The following is a 15,680-nucleotide window of genomic DNA, read 5'->3' on the forward strand; positions in this document are numbered from 1 at the left end:
CCCTCCCCGCAAATCAAATCGGCCAAAGCACCGGGGGAATTGCGACCATGGAAACCGTCAGGTGGATCATCTCCACCGCTCCGGAAATCTTCCTGCTGCTGGCCATTGCGATCGGCAGCCTCCTCGGCCGGATCAAGATTCGCGGCTTCTCGATCGGAACGACCGCCTGTGTGCTGATCGTCGCCGTTCTGATCGGGCAACTCGGGAGCTTTGCTTTTCCGCCGATCCTCAGGGCCATCCTGTTCAGCCTCTTCGTGTTCACCATCGGCTACCGCTCCGGCCCGGAATTCTTTGCTTCCTTAAGCTTTCGGACCCTGTCGCAGGTTGTCCTGGCGCTGGTGATCGGAGCCACCGGCCTCGTCATCGTGCTCGTCTTCGCTCATGTCTTCGAGCTCGATACCGGAACTGCGGCGGGGCTGACCGCCGGCGCGCTGACCCAGTCCTCGGTGATTGGCACCGCGTCGGGCGCGCTGGCGCAACTCGGCCTGCCAAAGGCGGCGCTGGAGCAGCAGGAGGCCAATATCGCGGCCGGCTATGCCGTGACCTACGTGCTCGGCTACATCCTGACGCTGTTGTTCGTCCCGTTCGTCGCGCCCATCCTGATGCGGGTCGATCTCAAGGCGGAGGCTGCGAAGCTCGAAGCCGAGCTGGCCGGCGGCGCGCCACCGAGGACCGAAAACCTGTCCTATCGCAAATTCCAGGCGCGTGCCTATCGCGTCTCGACCGGCGCGGGCTCCACGATCGCGGCTATCGAAGCCGAGATCGGCAGCCGCACCGTCGTGGAGCGGATCGTACGCGCCGGAGCAGACATCAAGCCGCAGCATGACATCCGGCTCGAAGCCGGCGACGACATCGTGATTGCCGGCCCCACCACGGCAATCGTGGCGGCCAAGCCCCTCCTCGGCGTCGAAATCGACGCCGGCGAACTCCTGCGCAACCTGCCCGGCAACGTGACAGAGGTCCTCGTGGAAAACCGCAGGCTGCACGGCCGTTCGATCCGGGACATCGCCGAGCGGCTCGGCGACGATGCGCGCGGCGTGTTCCTGCGCTCCCTGACCCGCATGGGCCGCGAGGTGCCGCTCGGCCCCGACACGCGCGTCTATATCGGCGACATCATGACGCTGGTCGGCAGCACCGGCAACATCGCGCGGGCGACAACGCAGGTCGGACACGCCCTCAACGCGTCCGACCGGACCGATATTGCTTTCCTCACCGCAGGCATTGCCGTCGGTCTGTTGGCCGGCCTTGCAAGTTTCAAAGTCGGTGCCGTCGCGCTGACGCTCGGCGGCGGAGGCGGCGCGCTGATCTCCGGCCTCGTCTGCGGCTGGCTGCGGTCGCGAAACCCGACCATGGGCGCGCTGCCACCGGCGGCGCAACAGACGCTGAGCGATCTGGGGCTTGGCGGCTTCATCGCGGCGATCGGGCTCGGCAACGGCCTCGCCGCCTGGACAGCCATTCAGGCGCACGGCCTCCTGCTGGTCGGCATGGGCATCGTCGTCACGCTGATCCCGCTGACGGCCGGGACCCTGTTCGCCCGCTACGTGCTCCGCATGAACCCGGTCGTGACCTGCGGCGCGCTCGCCGGTGCCATGACGGTCGACGCCGCCGTGACAGGCGCGTGCGACGTCGCCGAGAGCAAGACGCCGGTGCTCGGTGTCGCCGTGCCCTACGCGGTCGGCAACGTGTTGCTGACGGTGCTGGGCCCGATCGTCGTTGCCGCTACGTATACGGGTTGAACGAGATCGCGATGCGCTCGCTTCTGGCTGTAACGCTCCGATCCCTGGCGACCACCCTGCTCGTTCTGGCCTCGCTCTCCGCCCCAACGCGGGCTGAGGACGAGGTCCGACTCCAGGAGGAGATCTGGGCCTTGCCGCTGCCGTTGCCGATGTTCGCCTATCTGGTGCGCCCCGTCGGCGACGGCCCTTTCCCTCTGGTGATCATGAACCACGGCGTCTCTCTCAATCCAACCGACCGGAGCTTCTTCCCGCTGGTGGAATTCCGCGACGCTGCAAAGTGGTTCGCCAAGCGCGGCTATCTCGTGGTCGCACCGGTCGGCAGCGGCTATGGCGCCGCAGCCATCGACATTCCCGAGCGCGCGCTCTACGGGCCATTCTTTTCCAAGGTCGGAAAGTGCACGAACCCCAACTTCCATGATGCGGGCCTCGCGGTCGCCAAGGTCGATCTCTGGATCATCGACTACATGGCCGCCGAGAAACGGATCATTCCAAAGGACGTGATCGTGGTCGGCCAGTCCGCCGGAGGCTGGGCTTCCATCGCCTTGTCCAGCGTGAACCCACCACAGGTGAAGGCCATCATCACCTTCGCCGCCGGCCGCGGCGGGCGGGTCGGCGGCAAGCCGAATAACAATTGTGCACCCGACAAGCTGGTCGAGGCGACCGCGGATTTCGGCAGCACGTCGCGGGTGCCGATGCTGTGGATCTACATCGAGAACGACACGTTTTTCGGCCCCGACCTGTCGAAGCGCATGCATGCAGCATTCACGGCGGCTGGCGGCCGCGCCGAGTATCATCTGATGCCGCCGTTCGGCGGCGAGGGCCATTTCTTCATCGGCTCGCCGGACGCGATCCCGCTGTGGTCGCCGCTAGTGGCGAACTTCCTCGACGCGCAGAGATAAAATTCAGGTTCGGAGGCACATCATGCCAAGTCCCCGCAATTGTCTCTCCGGCCTGCTGGTCGTCGCGGTCGCCGGAAGCGCGACATGTGCCGGCATCGCCGCGCCTAAATCCGCGCAGGCCGATAAACCCGCCGAGGTCGCGACGCGCGGCCAACGCGAGGCAAAGGACATCGTCTACGGAGACTGGCAGAAGCTCTGCTTCAAGGCAGGCGGTGCGCCGACGTTGTGCCGGACCTCAATCACCGGCAAGTTTCCAACCGGCCAGACGGCCGTGCGCGTGGACCTGATCGAGCGCGAAGGCACTCCCTCGGCACGGCTGCAACTCTTCGTGCCCGTCGGCATGTACCTGCAACAGCCGGCGAAGCTGACCGTCGACCAGGGCAGCCCTCTCCGCATCCCTTACAGCTGGTGCCTGACCAACGCCTGCATTGCGGCCGACGTCGCGCCTCCCGCGATCATCAAGGAAATGGAGTCAGGGAAGACACTTGCCCTCGAGGTCGTCGATTCAAACCTTCTGGCATTGACGACCTCGGTGCCGCTGGCGCAGTTCGCGTCCGTCCACAAGGGCGCACCGGCCAGGACGCTGGAGCAATATGTCGACGAATGAGCGGCCATGCTGCGTTACGCAGCCGACGCACGCGCCACCGACTCGATCAGGGACTCCGCCGTGAACGGCTTGACCAGATAAGCAATGCATCCGGATGCGACCGCCGCCGCGCGGTTCGCCGAGCTGTCATTTCCGGTGATGTAGATCACCGGTGCGGTGACACCCTCCTCGGCCAGTTGCCGGCGCAGGTCGATGCCGGACCTTCCGTTCAGGTCGATATCGAGAACGATGCAGATCGCCTTGTCGAAGCTGCCGTGATGAAGCAGGGCGCCAGCAGAGTCGAAGAGCGTCGCGGTAAAGCCATGCTCGCGGAGCAGTCTGTTCACGCTGGTCCGGATGGACGGATCGTCATCGACGACAAAAACAGAGTCACGCTCTGGCAAGGAGTGCCCCTTCGAGACGAATGACTGATCACGGCGGCGCCGGCGCCATATTTGCCTGGGCTACTTGCGTGTCAGGCAAAGCGCCGCATTCGCCGCCCTGCATGGCAGCACCGCACCAACGAATTTCATATTGTCTCTTGGGGAAGTCACACCGCGGAAACTGTGCCGTGACGACAAATCAGCTAATCGTCGCTCGTATCGAGCATTCCAAGCCGTTCCGCGATCGAAACGAGCTCCGCCAGCGAACGAACCTGCATCTTCTCCATCACCTGGTGGCGGTGCGCCTTCACGGTGCGCTCGGTGGTTCCGAGCTCATGCGCGATCTGCTTGTTGATCCTGCCGCGGACGATGAGATCGAACACCTGACGCTCGCGATGCGTCAATGCGGCGAGGTGAATGCGGAAGGTCTCGAGCCTGCCGCGATGCGCCTGCGCGGTGTGCTGGCGCACCATCGCGCGCTCAATCGCAGCGATCAACTGCTCGGAGGATACCGGCTTGGTCAGGAAATCCTCCGCGCCGGCCTTGATGGCCTGCACCGTGGTTGGCGTGTCGGCGTGTCCGGTCAGGAATATGATTGGCAGCGTCGAGCCCGACGCGACCAATCGGGTCTGCAAGTCGGGGCCGCTCAGCCCCGGTATCCACACGTCGAGCAGGATGCATCCCGGCTGCGCGTCATCAGGCGCCGCATCCAGTAAATCCTGCGCCGATGCGTAGGTCGCAACGTCGTAGCCCGCGAGCTTCAACCGGCGCGCGATCGCCGTCCGGAAGGAATCGTCGTCGTCCACCACGTGAACAAGGCCGGGCACGCATCACCTCTTGCTGAATTCCGACAGCTTCTCAATCCGCGCAGCAACCTCCCAACAGGCGTCCACGCTGTCCCTTGGTACAATGAACCTTGGGACAATGGATGAGAATGCCGCCTTAGTCGTAAATCAACTTCGACGGGAGTGGGACGGCGCGGCGCATTCCCAGCGGCGAGACTTTTCGTCTGCCAGACCAATTCGGCGATGAGCTGAGGAGTTGGCCTATGTTCGTTCGCATTACGGCGGATTCGACGCCGCGTCCCAACTCCCTTCGTGACCTCGGCATGACCAGTGATTCAAATGCGCTCGTCAGTTTAAGCCAATTTACCTATAAAAAGGGCAGCGAAATCTACGGGGAGAGAGAGCCCGCCGAATATGTCTATCAGGTGACGTCCGGTGCGGTGCGAAGCTACAAGCTGCTGTCGGACGGCCGCAGGCAGATTGGCGCCTTTCACCTCGCCGGCGACATTTTTGGCCTGGAGAACGGCAACGAGCACCGCTTCACCACGGAAGCGATCGTCGACACCACGGTGCGCCTGGTCAGACGGCAAAGCCTCGAAATGGTGGCCGAAAGCGATGCGATGGTGGCCAGAAACCTCCTCAGCATGACCACCAACAACCTCCAGCATGCGGAAGACCACATGCTGCTGCTGGGCCGCAAGACCTCGCTGGAGCGGGTCGCGGCGTTCCTGCTCGAGATGGACGGGCGGTTGACGGCGTCCGGCGTCATGGCGCTGCCGATGTCGCGGCGCGATATCGCCGATTACCTCGGCCTGACGCTGGAGACGGTATCCCGCGCGCTGTCACGGCTCCATGAGCTCGGCGCCCTCGGCTTCGTCGGCAACACCCAGCGTCAGATCGTGCTGCTGGATCGGCACCAGCTTGCAAGCCTCGACCTGCAGCCTTGAGCGGGCCGACACCGGCGAATGGCACAAACTGCACATCACACCGGTACCGTCCGATGCTAGCCTCTTCCGATGTGGAACGAGACCGCATTTCGGATCGCAGTCGTTTTGTTCGGGACGCTGCCGGTGGCGTTCACGGCCATGATCCTTTTCCTGGGGTGAGTTCGGCTCCGACCGAAGCCTCCATCGGTATCAGGATCATTTAAGGCCAGGCGCCTGGGTTACACCGAGGTGCTCGAGAGTCTTGCGCAAGACCTCGAACAGGATGGCGGCCGACCAGCCGAAAAGCAGGACACCATTCATAGCAGTCAACGGGCCGATGAGGCGCCATTCGCGCACCGGCGTGATATCGCCGTAGCCAAGCGTGGTGTAGTTGACGAAGGCGAAATAGAGCGCATCACTGCCCGGTGCGGCGGCCTGAACGACTTCATACATCAGAGCCCACACCAGAACCTCCAATGTATGCGCGACCTGCAACACCACGGCTGTCGCGACCATGACACCCATCAGGTGCACTCTTGGTCTTTTTGTTTGCCGCAAACCCGCGCCGCGGGCGATCCCGACCGCGACGATGGTCACCAGAGCATGGATTCCGATATTGATCACGCTGACCAGCGTACCGACGAGGAATTGAAGAAGCATCGAGCGCCGCCAATCCTTTTCAGCTTTCCGGGAAGCTGCCTCAACGTGGCGACGGCCCGTTCAACAAGAGCGCCAACGTGTGCCGCGCGATGGTCAATTCATCGTCGGACGGGAGCACGTAGAGGGGGATACGACTATCGCGGCGCGAGATCAGCCGTGCGTTATGGGCGTTGGCCTTCGCATCCAGTATAGCACCGAGCCGCCGCACCGTCGTCACCCGGATTGGTGAACAGAAATACGTCGCCGGGATCGATTTCGCCCGCGGAATAGTCCGACGGCGATGCGCCAAAAGCATAGAATCCATTCGTGCTTTCGACGCTGCGGCCTTCCTTCAGCGCGCACATCGAGCTGGTGTCGTCGAGGCACGCAACGATCACGCGGCGCGCGGCAATCTCGGGGGCCTCAAGCGTCAGAGCTCGTGCGATCGACTCGTAGCAAAGACCGTGAGCCCCGTAACGCCTTGCGTCACCTGCGCAGAGTTGATGCGCAATAGGATAGCTGCCGTTCTCCACGACCTTGCCAAGATGGAATGCAGTATCGAAGCAGGCGACTTGCGGTAGCGCCGGATGATTGGCCTGCATGATACGGATTGGCGCAAGATTGTACGGTTGAAGCAGCGGCGCGAGTGCAGTCAGCCGTTCCAGACGCGCCATCACGGCGTCATCGATCAGGGCCGGCCGGGCGTCATCCGGTCCTCCCTGAGCGACGCGATGCCCCACGGCCAACGGCTGGATTCCCAATTCGTCCCGCAGCCAGCTATCGACAACCGCGCATGCCGCCGGGATATCATCGACGTCGTCGTTCTGATAGGTGCGGTGCGCCAACGGATCGCCGTTCGCTCTGCTCGCCCTGAGGCGCGGATGGCGGCCGAGCCCGTCAAGCCGTCCCTTGATTTGCCGTTCCAGCCTCCCCTCGCCTCGTACGGAGAAGAGCTGGAAGTTCACGCCTCCTGCATTCGCATCGATGGCAAGGATCGCATCCATGGCGGTCAGTCGACGGCCGTCATCGCCGGGGACGTTTGCCCGAATGCGCAATCCCGCTGCGACGTTTGATGGGCCATCGACATGCCTGAGGTCAGATCTGCCTACGCCCAATCAGGGCGCATCGGGAGTCGAGAGGATTGACTTAGGTCAAAGGTGATGCGTGCGGAGATTCAGGTCTCTTCCGGCCTTTTCGGCGCAGCGGCGCGGTCGTTTCGGATCCAGGCCGCCGAGAGTTCCCAGGCGACCGACAGGATGATCGGCCCGATGAAGAGGCCGATGATTCCGTGCGCGAGCGTTCCGCCGATCACCCCGATCAGGATCACGATCGTCGGCGTGGTCAGGCCGCGCCCCATGACGATGGGTTTCAGGATGTTGTCGAGGATGCCGACGGCGCCGAGGAAGACGGTCAGGAGCACCGCGGTGGTCACGTCCTTGTCCATCCAGATCCAGACGACCACGGGGAAGAGAACGAGGAAGGGGCCGATCTGCACGATCGACAGCAACAGGACGAGGAATGCCAGCAGGCCGGCACTCGGGGCGCCTGCGAGCTTGAAGCCGATGCCGGCCAGTAGCGACTGCACGATTGCGACACCGATGATGCCCTGCGACACCGCGCGGATGGTCGCGCCGGCGAGCTCCAGAAAATGCTCGCTCTGCTCCGGTACGACCCGGAACAGGAAGCCGCGCACCGCGTCGACGAGCTGCGGACCGTAGGGAAAGAGGAAGCCGGCGACGAATACCGACAGCAGGAACTGGAGCGTGCCGACACCGGCATCACCGGCGAGCGACAGCATCATCCCGGCAAGCGGTTTCAGATACGGCATCACCTCGCTCAGCGCCGCGCGAATATTGCTGTTGGCCTGGGTCCAGAGATCGTAGAGCTGGGTGCCGATCAGCGGCCAGCTCTTGATCTGTTCGGGCGCCTCCGTAAGCGTGAGATCGCCGCTGCTGATCTGGCCCGCGAGATCCTTGATCCCGTCGACTGCGCTCATGCCGAGCCAGGCCGCAGGACCAATGACGATGCCCAGCGTAACCAGCGTGAGAACGAAAGCGGCGGTGCGCGGGCGGCCCCCGAGGCGTTTGGCGAGCCAGCCGAAGACTGGATAGAACGCCACCGCGAGCACCGCACTCCAGGCCAGGATTGGCACGAAGGGGCGGATGATGAGGAAAGTCCACAGGATCAGCAGCGCCAGCAATCCGAGCCGGATCACGAGCTGGATGACTCCGTCGATGGACCGATGCTGGCGAAGAGTGTTCAAGGCCTGTGTCCGGGCAGCGCTCCTGCTGGAAGCCTAGCGGCCCCTATCCCGCGGCGGGCTTGATACAGATCAATGGCGCGCCCAATGCTCGCGCCAATACACGCTAGTCTACGACGAGCACGTCATCGACCTGTGTCATCGGATCTGCGCGCTGCAGCGCTCGGACAAGACAGGCTTTGGTCTGCCGCCTGAAATCAAACGGCCCTAGGCCACGCCGCGGAGTCCCTCAGCGGAACAGGCTCGTCTTCCATCTAGTGCCTGGGATTGAGGGCATCATTCAGGCCGTCACCCATCAGGTTGAAGCCGATGACGAGCGCAATGATCGCGAGCCCGGGCCAGAAGGCCATCCATGGCGCCTCGCCGAGAAATTGCCTGGCAACGTCAAGCATGGCGCCCCATGAGGGGGCCGGAGGAAGCTGGCCAAGCCCCAGAAAGGCCAGGCTCGCCTCGGCGAGAACTGCGATCGCCATGGTCAGCGTCGCCTGCACAATCGTCGGCGCAAGCACGTTCGGCAGCACCTGTCCGGTCAGGATGGCGAGATGGCCGAGGCCCTGGGACCGGGCCGCCGCGATGTAATCCTCGGTGCAAACAACCAGCGTCTCGGCACGCGCAACACGAACGAAAACCGGTACCGCGGAAATGCCGATGGCAATCATCGCATTTTGCAAGCTGGGGCCCAGGAACGCGGCGAGCGCAATCGCCAGCACCAGAAAGGGGCAAGCGAGCAGCGCATCGGCGAAGCGCGAGATCACCATGTCGGTGAGGCCGCCGAAATAGCCGGCCATGAGACCAAACGGGAGGCCGATCAGCACCGCGACCGTCACGGAGACGATGCCGGCGGCAAGCGAGGCTTGCGTGCCGAAGATCACGCGCGAGAGCACGTCCCGACCGAGATCGTCGGTGCCGAACCAATGTGCCGCACTGGGTGCCGCGCGAATCGCCATCCAGTCCGGCGAGTTTGGATCGTACGGCGCAATCCACGAGGCAAACACCGCCAGCACGACGAAGAACAGGATGATCGTGGCCCCGATGACGGCGGATGGTTCGCGCAACAGGCGACGAATCTCCGAAGGAGCGGCGGCGCGTGCCTGACTTGCGACCGGCACCGTCTCAATCGAGCTCATGATCTGAGCCTCGGATTGAGCAGCACATAAGCCACGTCGGCAATCAGGCTCATCAGGAGGAATACGGCTGCTGTGCAGAGCACGACCGCCTGAACCACGGCATAATCGCGGCTGAACACGCCGTCGACGACCATCTTGCCGAACCCCGGGATGGAAAAGACCTGTTCCGTCAACACCGCGCCGGCCAGCAGTTCGCCAAATTGCAGTGTGCCCAGCGTGACCACGGGGATCAGCGCGTTCGGCAGCGCATGACGCAGCACGATGGTGCTTTCGCGGACGCCCTTCGCGCGGGCGGTGCGCACGTAGTCCTGCTTCATCGCCTCGATCATCGCGCCGCGGACATGGCGCATCATGATCGCAGCGGTGCCCGTGCCGAGCACCAAAGCGGGCATCAGCATCGAAAGCAGGTTGCCTCCCACGCTCTCGGACGGCGGAACGAAACCTCCGGCCGGAAGCCAGCCGAGATTCACCGAGAACAGAAGGATCAGCATGATCCCCAGCCAGAAATGCGGGATCGACAGTCCGGCAAGCCAGAACAGACTGGCGCCGTAGTCGAAGGGCGTCCCGCGCCCCAGCGCCGCGAAGATCCCGATCGGCAACCCGACGAGCAGCGCGACCAGCATCGACAGCATCGCGAGCTCAGCGGTCACCGGCAATTTTTCCGCCAGCATGGTGCCGATCGGTAATCGGGTGCGTACCGAAGTGCCGAAGTCACCGTGCACCAGGGCTTTCAGCCAGACGGCGTATTGCACCGGGATCGGATCATTGAAGCGATACTTCTGCCGAAGATATTCAACGACTTCGGGATTACGCTCTTCTCCGGCGAGCGCCAGCGCAGGATCGCCGGGCAGCAGTTTCTGCAGACCGAACACCATCATCGACACCAGCAACAGGGTCGGCAGCAGGACGGCAAGCCGGCGCAGAAGCAAGCTCTTCATCGGGGCAGACTGGTCCTCACCAGGGCGAGCGCATCGGCGGGCGCGAGGCGTTGCGCATCAATTCACAGGCCTGACACCGACCAGACGCAACAGACCGTCCGGCACCATGACGATGCCGCTGACCGATTTGCGGGCCGCAAAGAACCAGTTCGGGTGATGGAGGGGAATCGACGAGAGCGCCGTCAGGTAAATGTCCGTCGCTTTGGCGTAGAGTGCCTTGCGCTTGGCTTCGTCAGCCTCGCCCCGGGCCTGGTTCAGGATCGCATCGAGATCCTTGTTGCAGTACTTGTTGACGTTCTGGGAGCCCGCGCAACTGAAAAAGGCGACCAGCGTCGGGTCCGGGTCAGCGCGGCCGCTCCAGTTGCCGATATAGGCTTCGAAATTGCCGTTCATGTAGCGCTCGATGGCAGTGGTCGTTTCCATGGGCAGCAGCTTGACGTCGAAACCGGCCTCGCCCGCCATCGACTGTATGATCTGTGCGACCCGGGAATCGCCGGCCGTATTCTCGTACTGGATCTCGACCGGCACGCGAGTCATCCCGGCGGCGGCAATCATTGCCTTGGCCTTGGCAACATCGCGAGCCGGCGCCTTGCGCGCGCTATCGTAGAACGGAGATGACGGCGGGATCATCTGGTTATCCGCCAGGAACTCGCCGTTGAAGGCGACGCGGTTGATGACATTGCGATCGATCGCCAGCTCAAAGGCCTGACGCAGCGTCGAGTTCTTGCCGAGTGGCGTATCGGCCTTCGCGCCCGCACCGACATTGAACATCAGATGCGAGACGGCAAGTCCCTGGCCGGAATGCAGGGCGAGGTTGGGATCGTCGCGTACGGTCTTGAGATCGGTCGGCGCGATACGCTCCGCGAGATCGAGATCGCCCGCCCGGACACGCGACAACCGCACGGTCGAGTCGGGAACGTAGTAGTAGACGACCTCGTCATAGCCGACCCGTGCAGCGTTCCAGTAGCCGGGATATTTCTTGACGCGAATGAGGTCGCGCGACTTGCGCTCGGCAAATTGATACGGACCGGCACAGACCGGCGCGGCTGCAAATTCCCCGGCTTTCTCCGTGGCGGCCTTGGGCGAGACCATCATGCCGGCACGATCGCTGAGATTGGCAAGCAGCGGCACGAACGGCTCCGACAGGTTGAACTTCACCTTGTCCGCGGCAAGCGCTTCGACGCTCGCGACCGGCGCCAGCTCGGCCTTGCGCTTGGAATCCGGCATGGACTTCATGCGCTCGATATTGAACTTGACTGCCGCTGCATCGAACGCGGTGCCATCGTGGAACGTGACGTTCTGGCGCAGCGTAAACGTGATCGACTTGCCGTCCGCGGACCACTCCCATGCCTCCGCCAGCTGCGGCACGATCTTGAGGTCGGGGGAGATATCGACAAGCTTGTCGCACAGCGCCGCAAACACGAAGCGGCCGGAGTAAGTGCCGCTGAGTGCCGGGTCGAGCGCATCGGGATCGTCCTGAATGCCGACCCGCAATGTCGCGGCACTCGCCGAGACAAGGCCCGATGCGATCATCAGAATTGCCGCCAACGCCGTGCCCGTCCGCTTCATACGGAATTCCTTTCGTCGCACGCCTATCCCAAGGCTTCCAAGGCTCTGCTGTTGAAGGTCAAGACAAGCACGACTGAACCTATTTGTAAACATCTCGAACAAATCACCCTAGGATATAGAACTAAATTACAACGTATCGCTTTTGAAGGCGAAAAATCCTTGCACCACGCCCCTTGACGGCAGATCAGGCGAGGTATTAGTTCGGCATATTGACTAATTGGATTGAGGCCCATGCCAGACGCCCCCTCATCGCCCGTTGCGCGACAGCAATCCGTGCGCCTTGTGGTAGAGCGCCTGCTGCGCGATCGCTCGGTATCGCGCGCCGAAATCGCCCGCAGCACGGGCCTGTCCAAGCAGACCATCTCCGAAGTGATGCGTGATCTCGAGCGCGACGGCTGGGTCCATGAGGACGGTCAGATTCAGGGCAGTGTGGGGAGAAGCGCCGTCACCTATGCGCTCCGGCCGGACGCCGCCTTCGTGTTGGGTATCGACCTTGGAGGCACGAAACTGCACGTCGCACTTGCCGATCTGCACGGTGAGATCGTCGCCGAGAGCATCGAGCCGACATCCGGCGACGGCGGCGCTGCCGTGGTCGCACAGATCGATCGCATGAAGGATGCCCTGCTTCAGCGTGCGTCCGTATCGGCGCAACGATTGCGCGGCGGCGTGATGGGAAGTCCGGGAATGGTCGACCCAGCGTCGGGCAGCATCGTCATCGCGCCCAATATCCCCGGACTGGATAGCCTGGACGTGAGGGCCGCGCTGCGCGAACGGCTCGGAATCGACGTCGCCATCGAAAATGACGTCAATCTCGCCGCAATCGGGGAGCACTGGCGCGGCAACAGCCGCAAGGCGCGCAGTTTCGCCTTCATCGCAGTCGGCACCGGCATTGGCATGGGCATCTTTTCGAACGGCTATCTCGTGCGCGGCGCACGCGGGGCGGCCGGCGAGATAGCCTACCTGCCGCTTGGGGGCGATCCCTACGATGCGCGCGGTCTTCGGTTCGGCACCCTGGAAACCGCGATCGGCAGCGCCGGCATTGTCGAACGCTATATCGCGCTCGGCGGCGCGCCCGGCAGTACCGTGCGCGATGTCTTCGATCGGCTCGTGGTCGAGGAGGCAGCGCGAGTGACGATCGACGAGATCGGCCGGATCCTCACGACCGCGATCCTGGCGGTGCACAGCATCCTCGATTCGGAAATCATCATCATGGGCGGCAGCATCGGCGCACGGCCCGAGTTGAAGGTCCGGATCGATGAACATCTGGCGCGCTGCATGCGCGAGCCTGTTCGTATCGAGCTCAGCGCGCTCGGCAATCGCGCCACGCTGATCGGCGCGATCGGCAGCGCGATCGACCTCGTGCATCGCTCGTTGTTTGGCATCGGCAAGGATGCGGGCCCGCTGGCCCTTCCTTTCACGGCAGCAGATGTCGCGGCATGAAGGAGCAGGCGCCGAGAATCGAGATTGTCGGCAATGCCGCCGCCGTCGCGGAACGCGCAGCCGCGCTCGTCATAGCGCGGCTGCACGATCGGCGGCCGGTTACCCTCGGTCTTGCGACCGGAGCGACAATGGCGCCGCTCTATGCCCGCCTTGTCGCCGCGACCCGCGCCGGCCTCATCTCATTCCGAACGGTGTCGAGTTTCAACCTCGATGAATATGTGGGCGTCGCACCCCAATCGCCCGGAAGCTTCCATGCCTATATGCAGCAGCATTTGTTTGGGCATGTGGATATGGATGCCGGTCGGGCAAGGATCCCCGATGGCACGGCCGACGACGTCGCCGCCGAGGCCGCGCGCTATGAGGCGCAGATTGCGGCTGCCGGGGGCATCGACCTCCTGCTCCTCGGCATCGGCGCCAACGGCCATATCGGCTTCAATGAGCCAGGTTCGGATTTCGCCTCACGTACCCGCGAGGTCAGACTCGATGAAGCAACCCGCATCGCGAATGCCATCAATTTTCCTGATCCGGCGTCGACTCCCGAACGTGCGATCACAATGGGCATAGCGACAATCCTGGAGGCTCGGAGCATCCTCCTTGTCGCCAAGGGACCGGAGAAAGCAGCCGCCATCGCAGCCGCGATCGAGGGTCCGATCACAGCAGCTTGCCCTGCCTCGGCACTCCGCCTGCACGGCAACGTCGATATCCTTTGCGATGAACCGGCTGCCGCAGCCCTCGCCACGCGGCCCCATAACAACAATCGGAGAAGGGCATGAGCTGGGGACAGCGCGATTTCATGGTGCCGGGGCGCTCGCTGGCAGTGGGCGACCGGGGCATGGCCGCGACCTCTCATCCGGCTGTAACGCTCGCTGCGGTCGAGATCCTGCGCAGCGGCGGTAATGCCGTCGATGCCGCCATTGCCGCGATCGCCCTGCAGGGTGTCATTGATCCGCATATGACCGGCATCGGCGGCGACTGTTTTGCGATCTATGCTCCCGCCTCCGGCAAACCCGTCGCTGTCAACGGCTCGGGCCGAGCGCCGGCGAAGGCCGAGCTCGGCTGGTTTCAGCAACGCGGGCTGGCGTCGATCCCGGACGATTCACCCCATGCAGTGACAGTTCCGGGTGCGGTCGATGCCTGGTGCCGCCTCTCTGGCGACTATGGTTCAAAAAGCCTGGACGAGGTTCTGGCGCCGGCGATCCGCGCGGCCGAGACCGGCTTTGTGGTGACGCCCCGCGCCGCGCTGGATTGGGCACGCTATGCCGATCGCATCGAACGACATCAGACTGGCGTACCGGTCTATCTGCCCGGTGGCGCTGCGCCCGCCGTCGGCAGCAAGCTCAATCATCCCGCACTCGGCGCGACGCTGCGCCGGATTGCACGCGAGGGCCGCGCCGCGTTTTACGAAGGTGCCGTCGCCGAAGAAATCGTCGCGACATTGAAGGCGCTGGGCGGAATGATGCAGCTTGAAGATCTCGCAAGTGCCCGATCGGAGTACGTTGAGCCGATCAGCGCCGACTACCGCGATCATCAAATCCTGCAATGTCCGCCTAACGGACAGGGCGTCGCGGCGCTGCTGATCGCCCGCATCCTTGCCGGCTTCGACATGGCCAGTCCGGCGCTCGGCGAGGCGGATCGCATTCACCTCCTTGCCGAGGCAACCAAGGCGGCCTACCGGCCGCGCGACGCGCTGGTCGCCGATCCGGAATTCCGTCCGCTCGATGTCGACTCGCTACTCTCGGAGGCGTCAGTCGCAGCATTGCGCTCCTCTATCGACCGGAGGCGTGCCAGCGCATCAGCAGATTTCGACATGCCTGTTCATCGTGACACGGCTTACGTTGCAGTCGCCGACCGCGACGGCAACATGGTATCTTTCATCAATTCGCTTTTCTTCGCGTTCGGCAGCGGCATCTACGCCCCTCGCGCGGGCGTGCTATTGCAGAACCGCGGTTCGGGATTCTCCCTCTTCGAAGGACATCCCAATGCCATTGCGCCGCGAAAGCGTCCCTTTCACACCATCATTCCGGGTCTGCTGGCGAAGCACGGCAAGCCGATCATGGCCTTCGGCGTGATGGGTGGACAATACCAGGCGGCGGGACATGTGCAGATCCTGAGCGGCGTGCTCGACCGTGGGCTCGACATTCAGCAATCCTCGGATGCGCCGCGCAGCTTTGCGTTTTATGGCACACTGAGTCTCGAACCCACGATTCCCGGCTCCGTCGCCGACGAATTGATTGCGCGCGGTCATCGCGTGATCTGGGCGGACGAACCGCTCGGAGGTTGTCAGGCCGTGCACGTCGATCATTCCAGGGGCGTCATTCTCGGCGCGTCGGACCATCGCAAGGACGGCGTTGCACTGGCGGCGTGACCAGGATGAGAATGACGTGATGTCGGA

The 15,680-nt window shown here is 63.6% G+C and carries 15 protein-coding genes; 7 read left to right on the forward strand and 8 right to left on the reverse strand.

Annotated elements, in window-relative coordinates; all coding sequences use genetic code 11:
- Nucleotides 1-47: 47 nt before the first annotated feature.
- The 3 genes from IVB46_RS37525 to IVB46_RS37535 are packed head-to-tail and all read left to right on the forward strand — an operon-like array spanning nucleotide 48 to nucleotide 3,242.
- Nucleotides 48-1,736 carry a transporter gene (locus tag IVB46_RS37525; RefSeq protein ID WP_247303623.1) on the forward strand — a complete coding sequence of 563 codons (1,689 nt, stop codon included), beginning with the start codon at nucleotides 48-50 and terminating at the stop codon, nucleotides 1,734-1,736.
- Between the two features lie 11 nt (nucleotides 1,737-1,747).
- Nucleotides 1,748-2,635, forward strand: coding sequence for a dienelactone hydrolase family protein (locus IVB46_RS37530; protein ID WP_247303625.1), 888 nt, complete (start codon nucleotides 1,748-1,750; stop codon nucleotides 2,633-2,635).
- Between the two features lie 22 nt (nucleotides 2,636-2,657).
- On the forward strand, nucleotides 2,658-3,242 hold the full coding sequence (locus tag IVB46_RS37535; RefSeq protein ID WP_063981855.1) for an invasion associated locus B family protein: 585 nt from the start codon (nucleotides 2,658-2,660) through the stop codon (nucleotides 3,240-3,242).
- A gap of 14 nt (nucleotides 3,243-3,256) precedes the next feature.
- On the opposite strand, the gene IVB46_RS37540 is transcribed toward IVB46_RS37535, so the two are convergent.
- Both IVB46_RS37540 and IVB46_RS37545 read right to left on the reverse strand, forming a co-directional pair.
- Nucleotides 3,257-3,625 (reverse strand): response regulator, encoded by a 369-nt coding sequence (locus IVB46_RS37540; RefSeq protein ID WP_247303627.1) that lies wholly within the window; start codon nucleotides 3,623-3,625, stop codon nucleotides 3,257-3,259.
- Nucleotides 3,626-3,807: 182 nt separating this feature from the next.
- On the reverse strand, nucleotides 3,808-4,431 hold the full coding sequence (locus tag IVB46_RS37545) for a response regulator (protein WP_247303629.1): 624 nt from the start codon (nucleotides 4,429-4,431) through the stop codon (nucleotides 3,808-3,810).
- A gap of 221 nt (nucleotides 4,432-4,652) precedes the next feature.
- On the opposite strand from IVB46_RS37545, the gene IVB46_RS37550 reads away from it, so the two are divergent.
- Nucleotides 4,653-5,336 carry a helix-turn-helix domain-containing protein gene (locus IVB46_RS37550; RefSeq protein WP_166100662.1) on the forward strand — a complete coding sequence of 228 codons (684 nt, stop codon included), beginning with the start codon at nucleotides 4,653-4,655 and terminating at the stop codon, nucleotides 5,334-5,336.
- A gap of 195 nt (nucleotides 5,337-5,531) precedes the next feature.
- Here the strand turns inward: IVB46_RS37550 and IVB46_RS37555 are convergent, their stop codons facing one another.
- The 6 genes from IVB46_RS37555 to IVB46_RS37580 form a co-directional block, all read right to left on the reverse strand.
- Nucleotides 5,532-5,975 carry a potassium channel family protein gene (locus tag IVB46_RS37555; protein ID WP_028149195.1) on the reverse strand — a complete coding sequence of 148 codons (444 nt, stop codon included), beginning with the start codon at nucleotides 5,973-5,975 and terminating at the stop codon, nucleotides 5,532-5,534.
- A gap of 161 nt (nucleotides 5,976-6,136) precedes the next feature.
- Nucleotides 6,137-6,958 carry an acetate kinase gene (locus IVB46_RS37560; protein ID WP_346016156.1) on the reverse strand — a complete coding sequence of 274 codons (822 nt, stop codon included), beginning with the start codon at nucleotides 6,956-6,958 and terminating at the stop codon, nucleotides 6,137-6,139.
- Nucleotides 6,959-7,128: 170 nt separating this feature from the next.
- On the reverse strand, nucleotides 7,129-8,217 hold the full coding sequence (locus tag IVB46_RS37565; protein WP_247303630.1) for an AI-2E family transporter: 1,089 nt from the start codon (nucleotides 8,215-8,217) through the stop codon (nucleotides 7,129-7,131).
- 251 nt (nucleotides 8,218-8,468) lie between these two features.
- A complete protein-coding gene (locus tag IVB46_RS37570) occupies nucleotides 8,469-9,341 on the reverse strand; it encodes an ABC transporter permease (protein WP_166100671.1) in 873 nt (290 codons plus the stop codon).
- On the reverse strand, nucleotides 9,338-10,279 hold the full coding sequence (locus IVB46_RS37575) for an ABC transporter permease (protein WP_247344833.1): 942 nt from the start codon (nucleotides 10,277-10,279) through the stop codon (nucleotides 9,338-9,340). The genes IVB46_RS37570 and IVB46_RS37575 overlap by 4 nt, the downstream gene beginning before the upstream one ends.
- 57 nt (nucleotides 10,280-10,336) lie before the next feature.
- Nucleotides 10,337-11,848, reverse strand: a complete 1,512-nt coding sequence (locus tag IVB46_RS37580) for an ABC transporter substrate-binding protein (protein WP_247303632.1) — start codon at nucleotides 11,846-11,848, stop codon at nucleotides 10,337-10,339.
- A gap of 231 nt (nucleotides 11,849-12,079) precedes the next feature.
- On the opposite strand from IVB46_RS37580, the gene IVB46_RS37585 reads away from it, so the two are divergent.
- Genes IVB46_RS37585 through ggt form a run of 3 tightly spaced genes read left to right on the forward strand, consistent with a single transcriptional unit; the run spans nucleotide 12,080 to nucleotide 15,653 of the window.
- Complete coding sequence (locus tag IVB46_RS37585; protein ID WP_247303634.1) at nucleotides 12,080-13,288, forward strand: ROK family transcriptional regulator; 1,209 nt, start codon at nucleotides 12,080-12,082, stop codon at nucleotides 13,286-13,288.
- Nucleotides 13,285-14,061, forward strand: coding sequence for a glucosamine-6-phosphate deaminase (gene nagB / locus IVB46_RS37590; RefSeq protein WP_247344836.1), 777 nt, complete (start codon nucleotides 13,285-13,287; stop codon nucleotides 14,059-14,061). Before IVB46_RS37585 ends, nagB begins: the two co-directional genes overlap by 4 nt.
- A complete protein-coding gene (gene ggt / locus IVB46_RS37595) occupies nucleotides 14,058-15,653 on the forward strand; it encodes a gamma-glutamyltransferase (protein ID WP_247344839.1) in 1,596 nt (531 codons plus the stop codon). Before nagB ends, ggt begins: the two co-directional genes overlap by 4 nt.
- The last annotated feature ends 27 nt before the right edge of the window (nucleotides 15,654-15,680 follow it).

This window comes from Bradyrhizobium sp. 61 (assembly GCF_023073075.1).
Classification (GTDB): Bacteria; Pseudomonadota; Alphaproteobacteria; order Rhizobiales; family Xanthobacteraceae; genus Bradyrhizobium; species Bradyrhizobium barranii.

What these genes read in the sequence shown, in the direction of transcription:
- nagB (WP_247344836.1), top strand. Translation starts at nt 13,285, where the DNA reads ATGAAGGAGCAGGCGCCGAGAATCGAGATTGTCGGCAATGCCGCCGCC.
- IVB46_RS37585 (WP_247303634.1), top strand. Translation starts at nt 12,080, where the DNA reads ATGCCAGACGCCCCCTCATCGCCCGTTGCGCGACAGCAATCCGTGCGC.
- IVB46_RS37580 (WP_247303632.1), bottom strand. Translation starts at nt 11,848, where the DNA reads ATGAAGCGGACGGGCACGGCGTTGGCGGCAATTCTGATGATCGCATCG.
- IVB46_RS37530 (WP_247303625.1), top strand. Translation starts at nt 1,748, where the DNA reads ATGCGCTCGCTTCTGGCTGTAACGCTCCGATCCCTGGCGACCACCCTG.
- IVB46_RS37570 (WP_166100671.1), bottom strand. Translation starts at nt 9,341, where the DNA reads ATGAGCTCGATTGAGACGGTGCCGGTCGCAAGTCAGGCACGCGCCGCC.
- IVB46_RS37550 (WP_166100662.1), top strand. Translation starts at nt 4,653, where the DNA reads ATGTTCGTTCGCATTACGGCGGATTCGACGCCGCGTCCCAACTCCCTT.
- IVB46_RS37560 (WP_346016156.1), bottom strand. Translation starts at nt 6,958, where the DNA reads ATGGATGCGATCCTTGCCATCGATGCGAATGCAGGAGGCGTGAACTTC.
- IVB46_RS37555 (WP_028149195.1), bottom strand. Translation starts at nt 5,975, where the DNA reads ATGCTTCTTCAATTCCTCGTCGGTACGCTGGTCAGCGTGATCAATATC.
- IVB46_RS37525 (WP_247303623.1), top strand. Translation starts at nt 48, where the DNA reads ATGGAAACCGTCAGGTGGATCATCTCCACCGCTCCGGAAATCTTCCTG.
- IVB46_RS37535 (WP_063981855.1), top strand. Translation starts at nt 2,658, where the DNA reads ATGCCAAGTCCCCGCAATTGTCTCTCCGGCCTGCTGGTCGTCGCGGTC.
- ggt (WP_247344839.1), top strand. Translation starts at nt 14,058, where the DNA reads ATGAGCTGGGGACAGCGCGATTTCATGGTGCCGGGGCGCTCGCTGGCA.
- IVB46_RS37575 (WP_247344833.1), bottom strand. Translation starts at nt 10,279, where the DNA reads ATGAAGAGCTTGCTTCTGCGCCGGCTTGCCGTCCTGCTGCCGACCCTG.